Source organism: Natronorubrum halalkaliphilum (assembly GCF_009834785.1).
In the GTDB taxonomy this organism is placed as follows: Archaea; Halobacteriota; Halobacteria; order Halobacteriales; family Natrialbaceae; genus Natronorubrum; species Natronorubrum halalkaliphilum.
This window is the reverse complement of record NZ_WUYX01000041.1, coordinates 14,428-36,456: the sequence shown is the minus strand read 5'-3', so window position 1 is coordinate 36,456 and position 22,029 is coordinate 14,428. Positions and strand designations below refer to the sequence as shown.

Below are 22,029 nucleotides of genomic sequence, written 5' to 3'. Positions count from 1 at the left end.
TGGCGGTCTGTCGAACGTCCGTCACGTTCGCGGGAGACGCGACCGCCTCCGGCTACAGGTCGATCGGCGAATCGACTGCGACGAGCGCCGGTTCGTCGTCCGCGGGCGCGTCAGTGCGTTCGATTTCGACCGATGCACCGAACTCGGCGAGCAACTCGCAACTCGAGACGACGTGGTCGGTCACGGCGGGAATTCGGACGCGGCCGCCCTCGAGCGCGAGATAGACGAGCAACTGATCGGCCGTGTGTCTGTCGACCGGGGCCGGCTGGTCGGCCGCATCCTCGAGAAATCGATTCGCCGCGTCGGCCGCGTCCTCGCCGACGCGCTCGGCCGGTTTTCCCCGCTCGCCCAGCGCCGCAAAGCCCGCGATCCCCGTTCCGTGATCGACGCGGAGCACGATCGCCGACCCTGGGGACGGACTCGCGACCGCGGTTTCCCGACGCTCGAGCAGTTCGAGACCGTGCTCCTCCAGTGCGAGTCGCTCGATGGCTCCTTCGGCTTGTCGGAAGGCTACGTCCCGATCCGCGAGCGATTCCGACTCGGTCGAGTAGAGTCGGACGCCCTCGAGCGGGCCGCGTTCGGTGAGATCGATCGACTCGAGTTCGGAGGGGGCGACGTGAAGCGTCACCCGACCCCCGCCATCGGGGAAGAACCCCCGGCGGTCGACCTCGTACACCGCCGTGAGCCCGATCCGACGCAGGAGCGGGAGTTTGACGTGCCGCGAGTAGTCAAGCGGCGGTGAGAACGACACGTCCGTCCCGCCGGTAACCGTCACCGACAGCTGCGACTCGAGCACCGACGCGAGCGGCAACAGGGTGTCGAACAGCAGCGTCGCGCTTCCGGCGGTGCCGATATCGACGGCGTACTCCCCGCCGGGGAGTCTGCCCGGCCCCTGACCGCGCCAGTCGCTCGCCCCCGCGGTCGACTCGAGGCCGGGATCGAACTCGATCGTCTCGGCACCGAGTTCGGCTCCCGACACGTCGGCGTCGCAGAGTTCGGCCAGCGTCTCGAGAACTGCCAGATGCTGGTGGCGGAGTCCGGGCGTCGACCGATCGCCGCGGACGTTCGCGATTCGAACGGGTCGGTTCTTCAGCACCGAGAGCGTGAGCGCGGTTCGAACGAACTGTCCGCCCGCGTTCGCGCCGTCGAGTTCGCGCACGGCGGTCATGGGGATGAGTTCGGCCTCGAGGGGCGTATCGGTGGCGATACTCGCGCTCGCGGAATCGGCTCGAAAAAGAAAACGAAAGAGCGTGGCGGAAGCGATTAGGCCGTGTTACGGTCGAGACCGGAAAACAGGAGCCAGAACCCGAGTAGAATCGCGAAGAAGATAGCGGCGATTACGACTCGAAGCCCGACCTCTGCCATCCCCGTCGCCTCGGCGTGGACGAGGGACGCCGCCCAGCCGCCGACGACGACGGCGAAACCGGTCGCGACGATGATCATTATCAAGAGTCGATCGGTGGGCACGTTCATAGCTGGCTCTGCGCGCCAAACGGAGTTAAGCGGCCAGCTTGAATTAGCCATATCTGCCACAGAGACGATCGACAGCGTTCAGTACGGCCAGTTAGTCAGTTCGGATCGACCGTACTCTTGGCGGACGATAGCAGCCACCGAAAGTCACCGTCCACCCGACGCATGACGACTTCACGATCGTCGTGTAAATCGTTTCAGCGGCTCCGATACCCCTACTGACCCGGGTAATCCCGCTCGAACCGATCCTCGATTTCGCGCTCGTCGAACCGGACGATCACCGGTCGCCCGTGCGGACAGGCGTAAGGGTTCTCGCAGTCGTCTAACGCCGCGAGCAGGTCGACCACCGATCCCTCCGTCAGCGACGTATTGCCCGTAATCGAGGGATAGCACGCCAGATCACCCAGAAACTCGTCGGCCAACGCGTCGACCGTCTCTGCGCCCGACTCGCGGTCGCCGTCGAGAAACGACGCCAGCACGTCCCGAACCCGCTCGGGCTCGAGCGTCTCCTCGAACACGGCGGGAACGGTCGTCACGGCCACCGTCCGATCGTCGATGCGGTCGGCGTAGAAACCGAGCCGCGAGAGCGCCTCGCGGTAGCTCTCGAAGGCCTCAGCCTCGACGGCGGTCAACTCGAGTTCGACGGGCGAGGCCAGCGCCTGCGCCGCGGGGTCGGCCGCGAACGCCCGCTGCAGGCGTTCGTAGTTCACCCGCTCATCGGCGGCGTGCTGGTCGATCAGGGCGAGTCCGTCGTCGGTCTCGCAGACGAGGTAGGTGTCGTCGAGTTGCCCGAGCACGCGCAGCGATGGCAGCGAGTCGAAGTCATTTCTGTCGCCGGTTGCGGCCTCGCCCGTTAGGGTTCGCTGTTCGGTCTCGGGGGTGAACTTGCGTTCCGAGTCTGGATTTTGGTCCGAATTCGGGCCTGGATCCTGGTTTCGGTCCCGCCCTCGAGCCCGATCCGGGCTCGAGTCGCCACGCGTCGCCGCCGGCTCAGTCGCCGTGTCGGTGTTCCTGTCCGGGCTGTCGGATGCGCCGGTACTCGAATCGGACGATGGAGGGTCGCTCGCAGTCCCGCCCCCGCCCGAGTCGGCCGTCGAATCGACGTCCGTCTCCGCGACCCCGCTATCCCGGACATCGACCGACTGGTGGTGGGCCGGTTCGCGGCGCGAGTTTGAATCGGTCCGAGACGACACGCTCGAGTCGGCATCGTCGGCCGCGGGTGCCGACTCGCTCGGGTCCGTATCGTTCGGGCCCTCGTTACTCGAGCCTGTAGCAGCCGAGTTCACGGCGCTCGAGCCGGTATCCGATGGCGAATCATCGGGATCCCGCGCGGTTATTTCGTCGATAGAACCGTTCTCCGTTCCTCGAGTGCTCTCGGGAGCGAGTCGCGCTTCGTCGGGAGCCGACCGCCCGCGCGGGGCCCGCGAGCGTAGCAGGCCGTGCTCGAGCAGTGCCGATTCGACGGCCGCGTCGACCTGTCGGCGAACGGCATCGTCGTCGTCGAACCGCACTTCCCGCTTTCGGGGATGGACGTTCACGTCGACGGCGTCGCCGGGGACCTCGAGGAAGAGCGTGACGAACGGGTAGCGGTCGCCGCCGAGTTGGGTGCCGTACGCGCCCATGATCCCCTCGCGGATCGCGTCGGCGGTGACGGCGCGCCCGTTGACGTAGGTAGCGAGGTACTCCCGACTCGAGCGGTTCGTCTCGGGGTGGGAGACGAGGCCGGAGACAGACTCGAGGGGGCCCGGTGGCAGGTCGTCACCCTCGGCCTCGACGGGGATCATCGCCGAGGCGACTTCGCGGCCGTAGACGGACAGAACGGCGGCCTGCAGATCACCCTGTCCGGTCGTCGAGAATATTTCGCGGCCGTCGTGGGTCAGCGAGACGGCCACGCCCGGGTTCGCGAGCGCGTAGCGCGTGACGACGCGATTGACGTGGGCGAACTCCGTCGCCGTCGTCTTGAGGAACTTGCGTCGGGCCGGCGTGTTGTAGAAAAGGTCGTCCACCTCGACGATGGTTCCCGCCGGACAGCCCGTCGGTTCGACGGTCGTCACCTCGCCGCCCTCGTAGACGAGTTTCGTCCCTGCGCCGCCGGCCGCGTCTCCGTCTCGAGGTCGCGACTCGATAGTCACCCGCGAGACCGAACCGATCGTGTGCAGCGCCTCGCCTCGGAAGCCGAGGGTGGCGACGCCGGATTCCAGATCCTCGAGGCCGTCGATCTTGCTCGTCGTGTGTTCGCGGACGGCGGCGCGGACGTCGGCCTCGCTCATCCCGCGGCCGTCGTCGGCGACTCGGATGAGTTCGGTACCGCCGTCTTCGACGGTCACGTCGACCGTATCGGCGTCGGCGTCGAGACTGTTCTCGACGAGTTCCTTCACCGCGCTGGCGGGTCGCTCGACGACCTCGCCGGCCGCAATGCGGGCGACGGTATCCTCGTCTAGCTGGTGGATGTGGGTGTCCTGTGGTGTGTCTTCGGTCATAGCTCGATGGGCGGGTGAACGTCGGATCGAGGATCGGATCGGGGCCAGGAGCGACGTCGGTCGCGCTCGCCCGCGTCCTCGAGTCCGTGCGTTCGGTTCACGACTCTCGGTCTCACTCGAGCGAAGTTAATCTGTGGTTTGGAGACCGTCCGGTTCGAGGGCTTTGAAAACGCGTTCCGGGTCATCGATGTGAGACCGGTCACAGCGGATATCGGGGCAAACGCGGCGCTCGAGGACGAGTCGCTCGTCGGTCAGTCGGCGATCGCTAGTCCGATCCCACGGAACGAACCGCCGGTAGGACGGGATCAGCTTGGGTTCGAAGACGAGGCCGGCCTCGTAGGCGCGGAGTTCGCCGCGTTCGTACGCCATGCCCGGAAACGGGGAAAGCGTGATCGCGTCGCCACCGGGTTTCGGAATCGAGACGGTCGGTTCCCAGCCGAACGCCACGCAGAGCGACGCCGCGAAGAGCGTTCGGATCGGGGGTTGGCCCCGATGAACGGTGACGAACGCCGCGACCGCGAGCAGCCCCAGCCCGAGTCCGAGCATGCCGGTGTGGGTCCCCGACTGGTGCCACGTCCAGGTCGTGGTCGCCGCCCGCTCGCGGTCGATCGCCGCGCCGACGTACGTATCGCGGGCGACGAGCGCGAGGAGGCGCCCCGACAGTCCGATTCCGATCAGTGCGGCAGCAGCGAGCGGGACGTGCCAGTTCCCCGGAACGCGACCGAACGCCGCGAGGGCGACGACGCCGCCCGCGATGGCCACCGCCGGGAGACAGAGCGCGACGGTGCGCCAGCGCCAGGCACCGAGTCGGAGCGCGAGGTCGGGGTTCGCTCTGGCGACGATCGCCCCGCAGAGGACGCCGCCTGTGATCGCGGTCGGAACGAGGCCGATGATCACGTCGCTCGAGCCGCCGGCTGTCACCCCGATCACGCCGACGATCACGGCTGCGACGGACGCGAGATAGAGTGCGAGTGCGGCGGGCCAGTCGACGCCGGTTTCGGGCTCGAGAGTGTCGGTGGGGGCGGGATCGGGAGGGGGAACGGGGTCGGAATCGGAATCGGAACCGGAACCGGGATCGCGAGTCATTCCACCGTCCGAATCACCTTCGAGGGCGGTCATCACCCCGTCGTTCGATCCGAGGACCTATTAGTCTCCTGACTCGACTAGTCCGTCGACGCTCTCGCCGATCGCTGCCCGGCCGTCTTCGGGCACCTCGACCAGCGGCGGCCGAACCGCGTCCGAGGGGATCACGCCGCGGTACTCGAGTGCGGTCTTCGTCGCCGGCCCGAATCCGTAGCTTCCACACGCGTCGAACAGCGGGGCGATGGCATCCTGCAGTTCCTCGCCGCGCTCGGTGTGGGCCGTCTCGTACAGTTCGGCGTACTCCTCGGGAGCGACGTTCGAGAGCGCGTTCACGCCGCCGTCGGCACCCATCCGCAGCGCGGGGACGAGCAAGGCGTCGTACCCCTGCAGCATGAGAAACTCGTCGGGCGTGTTCCGGAGGACTGAGAGGAAGTACTCGAGGTCGCCGCTCGAGTCCTTGATTCCGATCACGTTCTCGTGGGTCGCGACGGCCGCGAGCGTCTCGGGCTCGATCCGTTGACCGGTACAGACCGGGATGTTGTAGAGGAGAATCGGCAGCGGAGAGCGATCGGCGACCTGCTTGAGGAATCGTTGGTTCCCTTCGGGCGCGTTCGCCGTGTGGAAGTACGGCGGGGTGAGGACCGCGGCGTCGGCGCCGAGTTCGGCTGCCGTTTCCGCGTGGGCGACTGCGTCGTGAACGCTCGTTGCTGCTGCACCGGCGAGTACCGGTACCTCGCCGTCGACGTGTTCGACCGCGAGTTCGACGACGCGGGAGTGTTCCTCGCGTGAGAGGCTGGCGAACTCGCCCGTCGTTCCGCAGGGGAAAACGCCGTCGATGCCGGCCTCGAGGAGGTGGTCAATCAGGTCGGTGAAGGCGTCTTCGTCGATTTGGCTTGATCCATCCTCGAACGGCGTCACGAGGGGTGTGGTGATTCCGGAGAGTGCCTCGGGAAGATCCATATCGGGAGGATTTTTCGGTAAGCGCAAAAGCGTACCTGCTGTTCATGTCACGGATCGCACGACTACTGTGCGATCGGACGTGAATTGACTGCAGGTCGTCGATTCCGATCTTCGTGACTCATACGGTTTACTGTAGTCAATGACCGCCGATCACCGACCACGTCCCTGGTGATCGGCGGTACATAGTTACAGCAATCCGTATCACTCGCAGAAAACGATCGATCCGATCCACTCGTCGGATCGAATCTCGACGTAGAATTGTATCGACTTGTCCGCCTCCTGACACCGGTCAGTCGTGGCCTCGGACACCGCGTCGTCGAGATCGAACCACCTGGTGCCGACGTTTGCAACGTTCGCGCCGATTTCGTACGCTTCGACCGGTTCGCCGAGTTCGTCTATGGGGATTCGCTGTGAATCGACGGTCTGTCCCGCTTTCCCTTCGATATCGAACGTTTGCCACAGGTCGACCTCGCCGTCCCGAACGACGGCGAGTTCGGCGGAACGGTCCGTCTCAGTCAGGTTCGTAACGACGATTCGCTCCAACAGGACGTCGGGGTCCGACTCAAATCGGTCGCGGACGGTTCCCAGACAGCCGGCAGTCGTTGCTATCGCCGCACCGCTCGAGAGACCGAGTACGGTCCGTCTGGAGGGCATGCCCCGCTATTCGAAACAATGGTTGATAAAATATAACGTCCCGGTCGTTCGAGGGCAGGTCGTTACTCGAGGCCCAGATCCTGCGACATCGAGTTCCCCGCCCGTGGAACGCCCTTCGCCGTCACGGTTTCGCCGTTCATGAAGGAGGCGGCGGGGCTGACGAGGAACTGGACGATATCGGCGATTTCCTCGCTGTGGCCGATACGCCGGTCGGTTTTCTCGCGGGGCGGCATGGCCTCGCTGTCGATGCCAAGCGTCTCGGCGACGCCGGGGGTCTGGATGAGGCCCGGTGCGATACAGTTGACGCGGATGCCGTCATCGGCCCACTCGACGGCGAGCGTCTCGGTCAGCCGGATGATCGCCGCCTTCGACGCGCCGTAGTGGCTCTCGCCGGGCGCGGCGTGCTGGCCGTTGACCGACGAGAGGTTGATGATGACGCCGCCGTCGCCCTCGCGCATGACTTCGCCGGCGAGTTGCGTGCAGTGGACAGTGCTGTTCAGGTTGAGGTCGACGATGGTTTCCCAGCCGTTAGCCGAGATGTCCTCGAAGTTCGCGACGAATTCCCCGCCGGCGTTGTTGACCAGCACGTCGACGTCGCCGAACGTCTCGACGGTTTCGTCGACGAGGTTCTGGACCTGCTCGCGTTCGCGGACGTTGCATTCGACCGCGAGCGCCTCGCCGTCGACAGCGGCGTCGTTGATTCCCTCGGCGACCGGACCGATTCGGTCCATCGATCGCGAACAGATCGCGACGTTCGCGCCGCCCGCGGCGAGCGTCTCCGCGATTGCCTTCCCGATTCCCTGGCTGGCACCCGTGACGATTGCAGTCTGTCCAGCAACGTCGAAGTCCGGTTCGTGCATCGTGGTAACGAGTTTCTCCCCGCTCAAAATTCTACCGATGGCTGACGACTGCGCCGTTTCCGACGCGAGTTCGAGAGATTTTTAGACCCCCTCTGGTTGTTTCGAATCGAAAGGTCGAGTCGAGTGACACGGTTCACCTCTATCGCCCTCCTGAAGAATCGAGAGTTCGCGGCGCTGGCCGGGACCGCGTTCGCCAGAAGTCAGGCGTATTCGACAATTCTAATCGCGCTGGCACTGTACGCCGACCTCTTCGGAACGACGGGGTTCGTCGAGGGCCTGTTCGGGACCGCCTTCGCGGTCGTGCAGTTACTCATCGTGTTGCCTCTCGGACGGAAAGTCGACACCGGGAACGCCAAGCGGTATCTGCTCGTCGGATTTCTGATCAACATCGCCGTTTTCGTCGGCTTCATGCTCGTGAACAACGCCGCCCACGTCGTGCTCATCCGGATGCTCCAGGGGCTTGGAGCCAGCGTCCTCTGGATCACCGGCGCGACGATTATCGGGGAAATCAGCCCCGACGACCAACAGGGCCGGTGGCTCGGGTCCTACAACCAGTTCGCATCGATCTCCTCGCTAGCCGGTGATCTGGTCGGGGGCTATCTCCTGTACGCGTACGGGTTCTCCACGACGTACGTCGTCCTTTCGATGGTTACGCTCGGAACCTTCGTTCTCGTGTTCGCCTTCCTCCGTGACAACCCCGGCGGACGGAAGGATCCCGACGAAGCAGGCGGCGTAGAGACGTTCCGATCGCTTCTCGGGCTTCCCATGCTCCGAGCGCTGGTCGGCTTTCGGTTCATGTTCAGCTTCGGCAAGATGGCGGTGATCATCTTTCTCCCCATCTACGCGCGAACGACGTTCGGCATCTCGGCGTTCGCCATCGGCTGGATCATGGCCGGCGGCAAGCTCACGAAGGCGCTCACGCAGGGACTCGTCGGCAACCTCACCGACAGCTACGGACGAGAGCACTACTTCGTCGCCGGCGGAGCCATCCTGTACGGAATCGGCACCGCCGCGATCCCGTTGGCGGCCTACGCCGAGGGGCGGATCGATCCGATCGAAGTATCGTTCCTCGGCGACACCCAGGTGCTTGGTGGCGCGTTCTTCGCGCTTTTTGCCGCCTACTCGCTGCTCGGCATCGCGGACTCCATCCGTCTCCCCGCCAGTATGTCGCTGTTCGTCGACGAGGGAGAACGGTACGACTCGGTCGCGAGCGCGATGTCGTTGCGGTCACTCTCCTGGAAATTCGGACAAGTAGCTGGACCGGTACTCATCGGCACGACGATGGATTTCGTCACCACCGAGGCCGGCTTTTTCCTCGCCGCCGGATTCATCGTGGTCGCGACGTTCGGCTTCGTCGTCACGGCCAAGCGGGCTCACACGACGCGGACCGTGGTAGAGGAGCCCGCACCGGGTGACTGATGTCGTCGCGAAAGCTGACGCTGGTACATCGGACCAGCAGTTATTCGGTGTCCTCGAGTCGCTGCTGTAACGCCTGAACCTTCGAGACGAGTTCGATCGGCGGCGTCGTGTTGACGTCGAGGCTCTCCAGATCGTCGAGGACGGCCTTGGCGTCGGCATCGACGGTTTCGCCGTTTTCCTCCTCGGCGGGTTCGCCGCCGTCGGCGTTGGCCGGGCCGCGGAACTGGCCGCTCGAGACGTCGAACACCGTCTGAACGGGCTCGTTCGAGGAGCCGCCTTTGGCTTCGATAGCCTTCTCCTCGCGCAGGCGCTCTAAGACGTCCCTCGAGCGGTCGACGACGGGGTCCGGAACCCCCGCCAGATCGGCGACGTGAATTCCATACGAGCGGTCGGTCGGGCCGTCTCGGACCGTCCGAAGGAACGTGACATCGCCGTCTCGTTCATCCGCGGCGACGTGGACGTTGGCGACGCGAGGCAGTTTTTCCGCGAGGCCGGTCAGTTCGTGGTAGTGAGTCGCAAAGAGCGTCTTCGCTTGCACCTCGTTGTGCAGGTACTCCGTCGCGGCCCAGGCTATCGAAATTCCGTCGTACGTCGCGGTTCCGCGGCCGACCTCGTCCAGGATGACCAGCGACTCGTCGGTCGCGGTGTGGAGGATGTTCGAGAGTTCGCTCATCTCGACCATGAACGTCGACCGGCCCTGCGCGAGTTCGTCGAGCGCGCCGACGCGGGTGAAAATCCCGTCCACGAGCCCGATTTCGGCCTCCTTGGCGGGAACGAAGCTGCCGACCTGTGCGAGCAAGACGATACAGGCGACCTGTCGCATGTACGTCGACTTCCCGGACATGTTAGGGCCGGTGACGACCAGAAAGCCGCGGTCCTCGTCCATCCGCACGTCGTTGGGCACGAACTCCGTCGTCTGCTCGACGACCGGGTGACGACCCTGCTCGAGTACGAGACGGTCCTCGCGGTGCAGTCCGGGCTGAACCCATCGGTTCTCGGCGGCGTGGGTCGCCAGACTCGCGAGCGCATCGATCGTCGCCAGCGTGCGGCCGACGTCCTGGAGCAGTTCGGCGTTCGCCGCCACTTCTTGGCGTAGCTCCTCGAAGAGTTCGTACTCGAGGTCGCCGCGTTGCTCCTCGAGCCGAAGGATTTCGCGCTCTTTCGTCTCCAACTCGTCGGTCGTAAAGCGCTTGGAATTTTTCAGCGTCTTGATCTCTTCGTAGTGATCCGGCACCCCATCAGCGGCCGACTTGCCGACCTGAACGTAGTAGCCGTCGGTCTTGTTCCGGTCGACGGTCACGTGACTCAGGCCATACTGGCTCTTCTCGCGGTCGGCCAGGCTATCGAGCCACCGTTTGACCGCTTCGTGGCGGTCGATCACCTCGTCTAACTCGTCGTCGTAGCCGTACTGGAGAAGTTCTCCCTGGGTGACCGTCGACGGCGGATCGTCGGCGATGGCTTCCTCGAGGGTCTCCCGCAGGCTCGCTGCGGCCTCTCGATCCGGCCGGTCGACGATTTCGGTCAGCGGCGAGTCGGCGAGATCGGGATCGTTGGCGATCGCGTCGGCGAGTTCCGGAAGCACGCCGAGCGTGTTCTGGAGGGCCAGCAAGTCCCGCGCGTCCGCGCTTCCGTGGGTCGCCTTCGACGCCAGCCGCGCCAGATCGTACGCCTCGTCCAGGGCGTCCTGCAGTTCGTCCCGGGCCAGCGCCGCCGACGACAGCGCCGCGACGCTCTCCTGTCGGCGTTCGAGGGCCTCGAGCGACCGCCGCGGACGCTGCAGCCACTCCTTCAGCAGGCGGCCGCCGGCGCTGGTCTCGGTGTGGTCGATCGTCGCGAAGAGCGATCCCTTCCGATCGCCCTGCATCGTCTCGGTCAACTCGAGGTTGCGCTGGGTGGTCGCGTCGAGCGTGACGTGGTCGTCGCCGTGGTGGGCCTGAATGCGGGTCATCGAGGCGAGAACGCCCGTGCCGGTTTCCTCGACATAGTCGAGAATCGCGCCGGCGGCCGCGATGGCGGGATCGCCGACCGAGAGTCGGTCGACGGTCTCCTCGCCGAACTGCTCTCGGACGGCGTGAGCGGCGCGTTTCGGCGCGAAGCGCTCCGTCTCGTGGAGCGTGAGTGCGGCGTCGATCCGTTCCCGAACCTGACCCAGCAGATCGTCGTCCCCTCGAGCCTCGGGGCCGGGTAACACCTCGACGGGATCGAACCGGTAGAGTTCCGTCAGCGCGTCGGCGGCGTCGTCGGCTTCGGCGACCAGAAAGCGGCCGGTCGTCACGTCGGCGAACGCGAGGCCGTAGCCGTCCCTACCGGCCGTACTCGAGCCGTCGACGACGGCCGCGAGGTACTGTGCGTCCGCGTCGGTCGTCTCGAGCAGCGTGCCGGGCGTCACGACGCGGACGATCTCGCGTGCGTGACCGGAGTCGGTTTCGTACTGGTCGGCGACGGCGACGCGGTAGCCGCGCTCGACTAGGGCCTTGAGATAGGGCGTGAGATCGTCGATCGGCACACCGGCCATCGGATACGACGACCCGTGAGAGGATTTCTGAGAGACTTTCAGGTCGAGTTCGTCGCTGACGAGTTCGGCGTCCTCGCCGAAGAACTCGTAGAAGTCACCACACTGCATCGTCAGCACGTCGGCGTCGGTCTCTTCCTTGAGCGAGAAGAACTCCCCGACGATACCCGTCGCCTCTGTCATACCCGGTGACTGTCCTTCCACCGCAAAAACCCTGCGGGATCCGCGGGGTGATCAGTGGCTCGTCCGCAGGGAAGGAGCCACGACCGCTCGAGACCGCGACTCAAATACCGCCGTCTACGAACTGGCGGGGATATAATACGCTGACCGTTGGAGAGGTAGACACCACCAAGTCATGACCGTCACCCGCGACCATCGCGTGCTGGTTCCGGTCGACGTCCTCGAGGGAGAGAGCGTTCCACAGGCCGTCGTCGACGCCTTCGCATCGATTCCGGTCGTCCTGCTCGGCTACCGCGAGATACCCGATCAGACCGCGCCGGAACAGGCGCGAGAGCAGTACGGCGACCGCGTGCGAGCCGAACTCGACGAGCTCCGGAGCGTGTTCGAAGACGCCGGCTGCGACGTTACGTCGCGTGTGGTGTTCACCCACGACCGGCTGACGACGTTCGAACGCGTCACGGTGGCCGAATCGTGTGATGCCGTGCTGGTACTCAACCCCGCCCCCGTCCTCGAGACGATGCTCGTCGCGCTCCGAAGCGACGTCAACGTTGACTACATCGCGCGACTGGTCCGGACGGTACTCGACGGAACCGATATCGACGTAACGCTCTTTCACGCTGCTTCGAGCGAATCACGGCGAGAAGCCGGTTCGAAGCTCCTCGAGACGGCACGCTCGGAGCTGGTCGACGAAGGGATCGACGCCGATCGTATCGGGACCAGCGTCGTCGTCGACGACTCGGCCACGGGGGCGATCCTCGAGGCCGCCGAGGACCACGACCTGCTGGTCGTCGGCGAGAGTCGGCCGTCGATCCGCCGCTACGTGTTCCGCGACCGCGCCGAGCGGCTGGCCAAACGGACGGTCGACCCGGTCCTCGTGATTCGCGGCGAGTACCTCGAAGGGGACGCCGAGATCGGGACCGGCGAAGGCGCAGAAACTGACGACGAAGAGATCGTCGACGGGGACGTGGATACGTTCGACGGCGAGAGCGACGCCGACGCTACCAACGCCACAACCAACGACCCCTCCTGACGCCGCTCGAGAACAGGCGGCGTCGGTTCCGGCCGTCACTCGAGTTCGCTCGCGCCGTCGCGCTCGATATCACGAACGACGAGCACCGGTGCGACCGATTCGACGGCGATGCGTTCGGCCTCCTCGCCGAGGAGAAACGATCGAAGCGACGGCGCTCGTTCACCCACGACGATGGCGTCGTGGACGGCCGCCGCCTCGAGCAGCGCCTCGAACGGCGGCGCGTCGACGACGAGTTCCGTTTCGACGTCGACTTCGCGCGCCGAGAGCGTGGTAGCGGCCGCCTCGAGCAAGTCGCGGCCGCCCTCCTCGTCGTCGGTCGCCAGAAAGAGCGTAACGCCGATCTCGCGAGCGCCGATCAGGTCGCCGACGAACGAGCAGATTCGGTCGACGGCGACGTCGCCCGTCAGCGCCACCAGGAGTCGGTCGACCTGGCCGCTCGTTCCCGGAATTGCGTAGGCGTCGGCCGCCGTTTCCGCGGCGATCCGATCGAACGACTGCTCCCGATCGTGAGTGAAGACGAGCCGGTGATCGGCGTGGCCGCCGCCGACGCGGAACGTCGACGTGAGATCCTCGAGCGCGTCGACCGCTCGATCTTCGTACTGCGCTCTCGCCTGATCTGGCGGCGTCTGTTCCGGGAGGACGTGGTAACCCAGTACGGTCACGTCGACCGGTTCGAGCAGCGTCGTCAGCCCGGGCGACGCCGATTCGCCCTCGAGGATCGCCAGCGGAACGAGCACTCGTGTCATAGTTCTCCCTTGAGATTCACGTCCCGGGCGTAATAGGCGTACCACCCGGCGGTCATGAGCATGATGGCGACGCCGACGATCTGCGATGCGGGTTGCATGAATCCGATCAGCGCGAAACTGCAGATCGCTCCGAGGACCGGAACGACGGGGTAGCCGGGGACCCGGAAATCGGGGTCGTACCAGTCGGGTTCGTTTCGACGCAGTGCGATCAGCGCCACGCAGATTAGCCCGTACATGATGAGATGCAGGAAGGACGCGACCTCGGCGAGGAGTTCGACCTCGCCCGTCGCGGTCAGGACGAGAATCGGGCCGCCGGCCAGCCCCAGGGCGACATGTGGCGTGCCGTAGCGGAGGTTGATCCGACTCGCCCGTTTCGGGAGCAGAGCGTCCCTCGAGACCGCGTAGATGGCTCGAGAGGTGCTCAGAACCGACGCGTTGGCGCTGGACATCGTCGCGAGCAGGCCGCCGAAGACGATGGCGAACGCGCCGGCAGCACCGAGGTAGTGGCGACCTACCTCGACCATGGCCGTCTCGCCGAACTGCGAGAGTTGCTCGGACCCGAACGCGCTCGTGGCGACGAAGATCGTCACGACGTAGAAGACGCCGACGACGAGTACCGACCCGACCATCGCCAGCGGGAGGTTCCGGCCGGGATCTTTCATCTCCCCGGCGACGGTGGCCACCTGTGCGAAGCCGAGATACGACGTGAACACGAGCGCTGCAGTCGTCAGGACGGGTACCGGGCCGAACGGCGCGAACTGTTCGGGCGTCGCCGGGTCACCGATCAGTCCGACCGCATCGAGGCCGCCGTAGCCGAGGAACGCGACGAGGATCGACAACAGCAACGCGACGATTCCGTTCTGGAGCTTCGCCGCGTTTTCCGTCCCCGTAACGTTGAGAATCGTAAAGCCCGCGCCGAACAGCAACGCGATCGGGATGACCAGCCCCTCGCCAACCGCGATCCCGAGTTCGGCGAGCGTATCGACGGCGTAGTAGCCGAAACCGACGAGGTAGAACGCCGTCGCAAAGACGAGCCCGAACCACAGCGACAGCCCGACGACGGCCCCCGCGAGCGTCCCCAACCCTCGCGAGATGAAGTAGTAGCCGCCGCCGCTCTTGGGCATCGCGGTGGCGAGTTCGGAGGCCGGCAGCGCGACCAGCAAGGCGACGACGGCTCCGATAGCGAACGATGCCGCCGCGGCGGGCCCGGCCCGTCCGGCGGCCAGTCCCGGGAAAACGAAAATACCCGCGCCGATCATCGTCCCGATGCCGATCGCGAGACCGCCCGAGAGTCCGAGCGTTCGCTCGAGTTCGGCGTCGTCGGTAATCGTCGCTTCGTCGGTCTCGAGGGTCGGTTCGGCCTGGGGCGACTCGCCCTCGATATTGGCCCCGTCGGCCGGCGGCGGTTCACCACCCATACTCATCGTGACTTTTGCCGGACAGATAGCTTTACGGTCTTATCGTTTCATCCACGATGTGTTGGATTATACTCTCCTAACGCACCCAAGTGTACAAACAAACACGATTAGTGAGGAGATATTCTCGACGTGACCAGACTTTGTCGATCGTTCGTCCATCCCAGAGAGGTCGGTGAGCAGCGGGTTGCCCTCCGCGTTCGTGGCGGCGAGTGCCGCAGTCTCCGCCGTGATTGCAGCCTCAGTCGAGGCGCTGAGGCCAGCAGATTGTCCGTCCGCCGAACGACGGCGGTCTCCGCCGCGTGTTCGGTCGTCGCGCTCACCTCTTCCGTGTTCGATGCGATTTCCTCGACGGTCGGACCGAGGTCGGACAGTTCGCTCGCGATCTCCGCCACCGACGCCGACTGTTCGTCTGCGACTTCGCTGATTTCCCCCGTCCCGTCCTTGATCCGGTTCGCGACCGTCGCGAGATCGTCGAGACTCTCCTCGAGGTCCGACCGAACTGCCTCCCGTTTCTCGGCGTGCGCCTCGAGTTGTTGGTGGTGCGCCTCGCTCCGCGTCTCGACCGCGGACTGACAGACAGTGGTCGATGGGAAGTCGTTCCCGAATTCGCGGCCGTTGAGCGAATCACCGGTTTGCGAAGCTCGATAGCATGCAAGGCTTTTGTGGACGTCTCCGACGGCGACGGCTCCGGCAGCGCGACCGGTTCTCACGGAGTTCCGTCCGGCCGATCAGAACAACACACTGCCGAGCGAGACCGGTTGCTCCGGTTCGACGAGTACCGGAAACTCCTCGTCGTCCGGCACGCCGACCGTCAGCACCTCGGATTTGAAGCCGGCGATCCGCACCGAACCGAGGTTCGTCGCACACAGCACCTGCCGTCCCTCGAGTTCGTCGGGGTCGTAATGGTGATCGTACTGTGCGGCGGACTGGACCTCCCCGTGTTCCTCGCCGAGGTCGATCCGGAGTTTGGTCATCTTCGGTTTGTTCGCCTCCGGGAACGCCTCGGCTTCGAGCACTTCGCCGACGCGAATCTCGACGTCGAACGGACTTTCGACCATGCGTTATCTCTCGTCGCCCTGGTGAATGAGCGTTCGGATCCTACACCGGGGGCCGGAGGCCTACGCCAGGAGTTCGTCGGCCAGCAGTGCCAGGCTGTCGTCTCCATCTGCGGTCGCGTCGGGAACCGAGAGCATGACCGTCTCGATACCGACGTCCGCGTACTCCGCGAGTCGGTCGCGCACCTCGGACGGGGTCCCCGTCGGGGCCGTCTCGACGTATCCCGAGAGGAAGAACTCCCGCGGCTCGGTCGGTTCCTCCGGAAGGTGCGTCTCCCGGAACGACGCTCGCTTGCGCTCGGCCTCCTCGGTTGTCTCGCCGACGAAAACGAATAGTTCGGCGGATTTGCGGATCTCGTCGTATCGCTCGTCGTCATCGCAGTGCTCCCGGAGAATCTCGAGTTTCTCCGCGAACCCCTCCGGGTCGAGGGTCCCGAAGTTCCAGCCGTCGGCCAGTTCGGCGGTGTACCGCAGCGTGAACGCCTCGCCTCCGCCGCCGATCCAGATCGGCGGGTGTGGCTCCTGGATCGGCCGGGGCTCACAGAACGCGTCTTCGAGGTCCACGTCGAGGTGCTCGCTCTCGTAGCTGAACGCCTCCTCGGTCCACAGCCCCTGCAGGATTTCGACCGTCTCGGCGAGCCGACGGAGCCGTTCGGCCGGCGGCTCCCGGAACTCGTAGCCGAACCGGTCGTACTCGTCTTCGTACCAGCCCGCGCCCAGGCCGAGTTCGAGTCGACCGTCGCTGACGTGATCGACCGTCGCCGCCATCTTCGCCAGTAGGGCGGGCTGGCGGTAGTCTTGGCTCGTGACGAGCGTGCCGAGACGAATCTCGTCGGTCGCTTCGGCGATCGCGCTGAGCGTCGTCCAGCACTCGTGGGTGTTCCGGCGCGGATCGCCGATCCACGACTGGAAGTGGTCCTCGAGCCAGACGGCGTCGTACCCGAGCAATTCGGCCTCGAATGCGGTTTCCCGAATCGTTTCGAACGCGGTGCCGTACTGGGGGAGGATGATCCCGACGTCGAGGTCGCTTGCGGTTGCGGTCATCGCGACACCTCCTCGTCCAGCGCGAGCACTCGGTCGGCGAGCGTCTCGGGATCGCTCGCGACGAGTTTCGTCGTCGCTTCCGTCCCGGTATCGCCGCGGTCGATTACGGCCTCGGGAGGATTCTCGCGGCCCCCGAAGACCGTCCCGAGATCCCAGTCCATCGCGCCGCTCGCGGTCGCATCGACAGCCGTTCGATCGTCCTCCGCGACCGACCACTCGAGCGACTCGAGTGCGTCCTCGATCGCCGGGTCCAAGCGGCAGTTCGCGGCGAATCGCAGCTCCGGCACGAACTCCCGCGCTGCGAGGAGGAATCGAGCCACGTGACTCGAGGCGCCGAATCGGACGCCGCGGTTCGGGTGGACTCCCGAAAGCGTCCGCGTAATCCGGCCCTCTACGCCCGCCGTCTCGGCGACGGATTCGGCGTACGGCGTCGCGCCGACGACGTTCATCCCCACCTCGGGAACGAGCGCGGAGACGTCGCGCTCGACGAAGCGGTCGACGACCGCCTGCACTTCCTCGGCGGTCAGCTCTCGACCGGCTTCGTTCCGGAGTTCGACGAGGTGGTTGACCGCGCCGTGACCCTCGCCCACGTCGTAGTAGTACCGCACTGCTCGGGCGAGAAAGTCCGTGGCCCCCTCGACGGCGATCCCGAGTTCGTCGCCCTTCGCGAGGCGGGCAGCGATCGCCGCGGCCAGCGTACAGCCCGAGCCGTGGGTCGCGTCGGTGCCGATTCGCGGGTGTTCGAACAATCGGGTACGGTCCTCGGTGACGAGGATATCCCGTACCTGCTCGCCGGGGACGTGTCCCCCCTTTACCAGCACCGCGTCGACGCCCGTCTCGAGGATCGCCTCCCCGGCCTCGCGGGCGCTGTCCTCGTCTGCGACCGTGATATCGGTCAGGACTTCAGCCTCGTCGGCGTTCGGCGTCGCCAGCGCGGCCGCACCGAGCAGCTCCTCGTAAGCGCGTTCGGCTTCGGGCTCGAGCAGCCGGTCGCCCGAGGTCGCGACCATCACGGGGTCGACGACCAGCGGGAACTCGAACGAAGCCGCGCGGTCGGCGACAGTCTGGACGATTTCGGTCGTCGCAAGCATCCCCGTCTTCGCGGCCCCGACCGCGAAGTCGCCGGTGACGGCGTCGATCTGCGCTTCGATCTCCTCGAGCGGCAGAACGTGCGACGACTCGACCCCGCGAGTGTGCTGGGCCGTGACGGCGGTGATCGCGGACGTTCCGAAGACGCCGTGAGCGGCCATCGTCGCGAGGTCGGCCTGAATGCCGGCGCCGCCGCCGGAGTCGCTGCCGGCGATCGTCAGCGCGACGGGTCGGCTGTCGGGTGCGGGCGTTCTCATAGCCGAGTGTATTCTGCGGTTATACTAAGCGGTGATGGTCCGAAAAACGGAACGTCGCTGGGGACGGCGGTTTCGGCGAGCGGGTTGCACCGCCCGCGGTGGATTCAAGTTACCGTAGGGACAGTATCGGGTCGTGACCGAGCGTGACCTCGATATCGAGCGCGTGCCCGGGACGACCGACGTCTACCGCGTCGACGGGCGACTCTTCGACCAGCCTGGACAGCTCGCGGTGTACGTCCTCGACGCGCCGAAGCCGGCAGTGATCGATACCGGGACGGCGGACACGACCCCTGATGCGATCCTCGGCGCGCTGGACGAACTCGGTATCGCCCGCGACGCCCTCGCGCATCTGATTCCCACGCACGTCCACCTCGACCACGCCGGCGGGACGGGGGAGCTGGCGTCGGCCTGTCCGAACGCGACCGTCCACTGCCACGAGCGCGGCGTCGACTTCCTCACGGATCCGGAGCTCCTCGCGAAGCTGAAACGGAGCGTCGAAGACGCCATCGGTATGCCGGAGCCCTACGGCGATCCGGAGCTCGTCCCCGCCGGGCGGACGCGTTCGATCGCCGACGGAGACGCGATCGACCTCGGCGACCGCCTCCTCGAGGTGATCGACGCGCCGGGCCACGCACCCCATCAGGCCTGTCTGTTCGACGAGACGACGGGGACGCTGTTCGCCGCCGACGCCGCCGGAATGCACTTCGGCGGAGAGATCTATCCGACGACACAGCCCCCGAGTTTCGATCTCGAGGACGCCGTCGAGACCGTCCGGAAGCTCCGGGCGCTCGACCCCGAGACGATCTGTTACCCCCACTACGGCGTCGCGACCGACGCGACGGTCCGGCTCGAGACCTACGAGCACCTGCTCCCGAAGTGGGTCGACGCCGTCGAACGGGTCGCCCAAACGACCGACGATCCGACGGAGATGGCCAACGAGCTTCGAGCCGAGTGGGGCAGCGTCGGCCTCGAGGGAGACGTTGCTGGCGTTCTGCAGTATCTCGAAGACTCCTAACGTCGCCGTAGTCTACGACGGAATCGCCGTCGGTTACTACTCGCCGGCCAGTTCGGCGTAGGCCGCCCACGACGGGTCGACGGTCGGGTGCTCGAGTGGCTCCCCATCGACGAGCACCTCGCCGTCGGTGTCGCCCTCTTTGCTACCGCCACCGCCACTAACACCGCTCGGCGCCCCGACGCGGCCGATCTCGGCGATGACGGTACCGCGATCCTCGAGCGCTCCGATTACGTCGTCTGCGCCCGCCGGATCGACGGCGATCAGTAGCGATCCGCAGCTGGTCGCCGCCCACGGGTCGATCTTGAGGGCCTCACAGACTTCTTCGACGCCGGGACGCATCGGCACCGCGTCGCGGTCGATCGCGAACCGAGTGCTCGCCCCGTCGGCCATCTCGTTCAGCGCGCCCGCGAGCCCGCCCTCCGTCACGTCGTGCATCGCCGTCACGGGACCCGCGGCGGCCGCCGCGAGGGCGTCGCGGACGCAGTAGACCTCCTCGAGGCGATCTTGGGCATCGGAAACGACGCCAGCGGGGAGGTCCAACTGGTCGCCGAACAGGGTGCTCAACAACCCGACCGCCTCTACGGCGGGGCCCGTTGTCAGGAGCAGTCGATCACCCTCGCTCGCGCCGTCCGGGCGGACGATTTCGTCGTGGTCGCCGACGCCCATCGCGGTCGCCGCGCCGACCCACGGATGCGAGGGATCCGAATACCGGGCCGTGTGCCCCGTCACTACGGAGACGCCGAGGTCGACGCACTCCTCGTGGATGGTCTCCCAGACCGTCGCGAACTGCTCGTCGGACATCGTCTCGGGAAGCGTAAAACAGATCGAGAGATGCGAGGGCTCGACGCCGCTGACGGCGACGTCCGCTAACACGAGGTCGAGGGCGAACCGGGCCGCGCGCTCGAATCCCAACGACGGCAGAATCGAAAGGGGGTCAGTCGCGGTCACCAGCGCCTGCCCGCCGATATCGATGACGCCGAAGTCGACCCCGTGTTGCGGTCCGAGCGCGACGTCGCTGCGATCCGCGCCGAGGTTCGGCGCGACGTGCCGGTCGAAGAACTGCCGATCGATCTTGCCGAGGTCGCTCACGGTCGAACCGTCCGACCGAGCCGTCTTAGCGATGATGATCCGCGCCGGCTTCGCGTCGACGGCGACAACGCTACAACTCGAGCGTGTAGATCGCCGTCGGATACGGCTTGCCGGCGATTTCGAACTCGTCGGACCCCGTTCGCTCGAACCCGCGAGCGGCGTAGAACCGGTGGCCGAGATCGTTGCCGTCCAGCATCTCGAGTTTCAGCCGGTCGATTCGCTCTGGAAGGTCTTCGAGGCCGCGCTCGAGCAGTGCCGTTCCGACCCCCTGGCCCCAGTGGTCGGGGGCGACGTAGATTTCCTTGAGCCCCGCTTCGTTCTCGCCGACGAACGATTTCGTCTCCTCGCCCCATCGGAAATAGCTGTACCCGCGGACGGCACCGTCGACTTCCGCGACGTAGATTCCGTCCCGATCGGCTCGCAGTTGATCGGCGTACTCGCGAATCGGGTCTTCGGCCGGCTCCGGGTCCCGCTCCGCGAGGACGGCCGCCGGTAGCAGGTCGCGGTAGGCCTCGCGCCACGCCAGCACGTTGGTACGGAGTATCGCCCGCGCGTCGGCAACCCCCTCGAAGTGACGGATATTCACACTATTCGTTGTCCAGGATAGTTCAAAGTCGTTTCGCAGGGAGGTCCCAACGGACAACCGCACGACCCTTAGCACCGACCACCGTATGCGCGTTCATGCACGGCACTGGCGTTCCGCTCGTCACACCGTTCGACGACTCCGGCCGAATCGATCACGACCGACTCGAGACCGTCGCCGACTGGCTCGAGTCACAGGGCGTCGACTTCCTGGTCCCCTGCGGCTCGAGCGGCGAGGCACCGCTTCTGACGCCCGACGAACGCGTATCGGTCGTCGAAACGGTCGCCGAAACGACCGACCTCCCGGTGCTCGCGGGAACGGGCCAAGAAGGGTTCGAACCGACCCTCGAAACCACCGAACGCGCCGCGAAGGCGGGTGCCGACGCGGCGCTCGTGGTCACGCCGTCTTACTACGGCTCCGGCGACCAAGCACTCGAATCCTACTACCGCGACCTCGCCGACGAGTCCCCGGTTCCGGTGTTTCTGTATAGCGTTCCGAAGTTTACAGACCACGCACTCGCGCCCGAAACCGCCGCATCGCTCGCCGCCCACGACAACGTAGCCGGGATCAAGGACTCGAGTGGCAGCCTCGAGTCCCTCCAGCGGCTGGTCTCCCGGACTGCGGACGAGGAGTTCTCGGTGCTGGTCGGTAGCGGGAGCGTGTACGCGGCAGGGCTCGACGTCGGAGCCGACGGCGGCGTCCTCGCGATGGCGAACGTCGCGCCCGCGCGTGCGAGCGAGATCTGGCACCGACACCGGGACGGGCGAGCCGATACGGCCAGAGAACAGAACGCCGCGCTCGTCGAACTCAACCGAGCGGTGACCGCCGAGTACGGCGTTCCCGGGATCAAAGCCGCTCTCGAGATGCGCGGTCAACCCGCCGGCGAACTCCGACGACCGCTGCAGCCGCTTCCGAACGACGAGCGACGGCACCTCGAGACCGTCCTCGAAGCGGCCCTCGAGTCGACGCTCGCGAGATAGCTCCGCGGGCCGGTATCGGCCCGTAACCAGATCCCCCTCCGAACGAGACGGATCGAAACCGGTTTTGGGCACGGACAACAGTAAAGTGACTCTCAACCATAGCGG

The 22,029-nt window shown here is 66.1% G+C and carries 20 protein-coding genes; 4 read left to right on the top strand and 16 right to left on the bottom strand.

The genetic code is table 11. The features are described from left to right. Window positions 1–52: 52 nt before the first annotated feature. From rtcA to GS429_RS13405, 7 genes are all read right to left on the bottom strand, one after another. Window positions 53–1,168: an RNA 3'-terminal phosphate cyclase gene (rtcA, locus tag GS429_RS13435; protein ID WP_160065884.1), complete on the bottom strand. Its 1,116-nt coding sequence runs from the start codon at window positions 1,166–1,168 to the stop codon at window positions 53–55. A 95-nt stretch (window positions 1,169–1,263) separates the two neighbouring features. Beyond that, window positions 1,264–1,473, bottom strand: coding sequence for a hypothetical protein (locus GS429_RS13430; protein ID WP_160065883.1), 210 nt, complete (start codon window positions 1,471–1,473; stop codon window positions 1,264–1,266). A gap of 212 nt (window positions 1,474–1,685) precedes the next feature. Then, the gene (gene mutL, locus GS429_RS13425; protein ID WP_160065882.1) at window positions 1,686–3,950 is read right to left on the bottom strand and encodes a DNA mismatch repair endonuclease MutL; all 2,265 of its coding nucleotides are present in this window, start codon (window positions 3,948–3,950) and stop codon (window positions 1,686–1,688) included. A gap of 126 nt (window positions 3,951–4,076) precedes the next feature. Next, window positions 4,077–5,069, bottom strand: a complete 993-nt coding sequence (locus GS429_RS13420; protein ID WP_160065881.1) for a hypothetical protein — start codon at window positions 5,067–5,069, stop codon at window positions 4,077–4,079. Window positions 5,070–5,096: 27 nt separating this feature from the next. Beyond that, window positions 5,097–5,993 (bottom strand): 4-hydroxy-tetrahydrodipicolinate synthase, encoded by an 897-nt coding sequence (gene dapA / locus GS429_RS13415; protein WP_160065880.1) that lies wholly within the window; start codon window positions 5,991–5,993, stop codon window positions 5,097–5,099. 201 nt (window positions 5,994–6,194) lie between these two features. Beyond that, window positions 6,195–6,647, bottom strand: a complete 453-nt coding sequence (locus tag GS429_RS13410; RefSeq protein ID WP_160065879.1) for a hypothetical protein — start codon at window positions 6,645–6,647, stop codon at window positions 6,195–6,197. Between the two features lie 62 nt (window positions 6,648–6,709). Continuing rightward, a complete protein-coding gene (locus GS429_RS13405) occupies window positions 6,710–7,507 on the bottom strand; it encodes an SDR family NAD(P)-dependent oxidoreductase (protein ID WP_160065878.1) in 798 nt (265 codons plus the stop codon). A gap of 123 nt (window positions 7,508–7,630) precedes the next feature. Here GS429_RS13405 and GS429_RS13400 point away from each other — a divergent pair, with 123 nt between their 5' ends. Then, window positions 7,631–8,926: an MFS transporter gene (locus GS429_RS13400; protein WP_201294016.1), complete on the top strand. Its 1,296-nt coding sequence runs from the start codon at window positions 7,631–7,633 to the stop codon at window positions 8,924–8,926. Window positions 8,927–8,966: 40 nt separating this feature from the next. Here GS429_RS13400 and mutS read toward each other — a convergent pair whose 3' ends face one another. Next, window positions 8,967–11,621 carry a DNA mismatch repair protein MutS gene (gene mutS, locus GS429_RS13395; protein ID WP_160065876.1) on the bottom strand — a complete coding sequence of 885 codons (2,655 nt, stop codon included), beginning with the start codon at window positions 11,619–11,621 and terminating at the stop codon, window positions 8,967–8,969. 172 nt (window positions 11,622–11,793) lie between these two features. Between mutS and GS429_RS13390 the strand changes: the two genes are divergently transcribed. Next, a complete protein-coding gene (locus GS429_RS13390) occupies window positions 11,794–12,648 on the top strand; it encodes a universal stress protein (RefSeq protein WP_160065875.1) in 855 nt (284 codons plus the stop codon). 35 nt (window positions 12,649–12,683) lie between these two features. Here GS429_RS13390 and GS429_RS13385 read toward each other — a convergent pair whose 3' ends face one another. From GS429_RS13385 to thiD, 6 genes are all read right to left on the bottom strand, one after another. Continuing rightward, window positions 12,684–13,394, bottom strand: a complete 711-nt coding sequence (locus tag GS429_RS13385) for a universal stress protein (protein WP_160065874.1) — start codon at window positions 13,392–13,394, stop codon at window positions 12,684–12,686. Continuing rightward, window positions 13,391–14,812, bottom strand: coding sequence for an APC family permease (locus GS429_RS13380; RefSeq protein ID WP_160065873.1), 1,422 nt, complete (start codon window positions 14,810–14,812; stop codon window positions 13,391–13,393). Before GS429_RS13380 ends, GS429_RS13385 begins: the two co-directional genes overlap by 4 nt. A 107-nt stretch (window positions 14,813–14,919) precedes the next feature. Continuing rightward, window positions 14,920–15,522, bottom strand: coding sequence for a methyl-accepting chemotaxis protein (locus GS429_RS21890; RefSeq protein ID WP_201294015.1), 603 nt, complete (start codon window positions 15,520–15,522; stop codon window positions 14,920–14,922). Window positions 15,523–15,540: 18 nt separating this feature from the next. Beyond that, window positions 15,541–15,870 carry a tRNA-binding protein gene (locus tag GS429_RS13370; RefSeq protein ID WP_160065872.1) on the bottom strand — a complete coding sequence of 110 codons (330 nt, stop codon included), beginning with the start codon at window positions 15,868–15,870 and terminating at the stop codon, window positions 15,541–15,543. A gap of 60 nt (window positions 15,871–15,930) precedes the next feature. After that, complete coding sequence (locus GS429_RS13365) at window positions 15,931–16,911, bottom strand: TIGR03560 family F420-dependent LLM class oxidoreductase (protein WP_160065871.1); 981 nt, start codon at window positions 16,909–16,911, stop codon at window positions 15,931–15,933. Next, window positions 16,908–18,257, bottom strand: coding sequence for a bifunctional hydroxymethylpyrimidine kinase/phosphomethylpyrimidine kinase (gene thiD / locus GS429_RS13360; RefSeq protein ID WP_160065870.1), 1,350 nt, complete (start codon window positions 18,255–18,257; stop codon window positions 16,908–16,910). The genes GS429_RS13365 and thiD overlap by 4 nt, the downstream gene beginning before the upstream one ends. A gap of 133 nt (window positions 18,258–18,390) precedes the next feature. Here thiD and GS429_RS13355 point away from each other — a divergent pair, with 133 nt between their 5' ends. Continuing rightward, window positions 18,391–19,272 carry an MBL fold metallo-hydrolase gene (locus GS429_RS13355; RefSeq protein ID WP_160065869.1) on the top strand — a complete coding sequence of 294 codons (882 nt, stop codon included), beginning with the start codon at window positions 18,391–18,393 and terminating at the stop codon, window positions 19,270–19,272. 36 nt (window positions 19,273–19,308) lie between these two features. On the opposite strand, the gene GS429_RS13350 is transcribed toward GS429_RS13355, so the two are convergent. Together GS429_RS13350 and GS429_RS13345 are read right to left on the bottom strand one after the other, a co-directional pair. Continuing rightward, window positions 19,309–20,361 (bottom strand): AIR synthase family protein, encoded by a 1,053-nt coding sequence (locus tag GS429_RS13350; RefSeq protein WP_328821388.1) that lies wholly within the window; start codon window positions 20,359–20,361, stop codon window positions 19,309–19,311. A 70-nt stretch (window positions 20,362–20,431) separates the two neighbouring features. Beyond that, window positions 20,432–20,947 carry a GNAT family N-acetyltransferase gene (locus GS429_RS13345; protein ID WP_328821387.1) on the bottom strand — a complete coding sequence of 172 codons (516 nt, stop codon included), beginning with the start codon at window positions 20,945–20,947 and terminating at the stop codon, window positions 20,432–20,434. A 95-nt stretch (window positions 20,948–21,042) separates the two neighbouring features. Here GS429_RS13345 and GS429_RS13340 point away from each other — a divergent pair, with 95 nt between their 5' ends. Beyond that, window positions 21,043–21,924 carry a dihydrodipicolinate synthase family protein gene (locus tag GS429_RS13340; RefSeq protein ID WP_160065868.1) on the top strand — a complete coding sequence of 294 codons (882 nt, stop codon included), beginning with the start codon at window positions 21,043–21,045 and terminating at the stop codon, window positions 21,922–21,924. The last annotated feature ends 105 nt before the right edge of the window (window positions 21,925–22,029 follow it).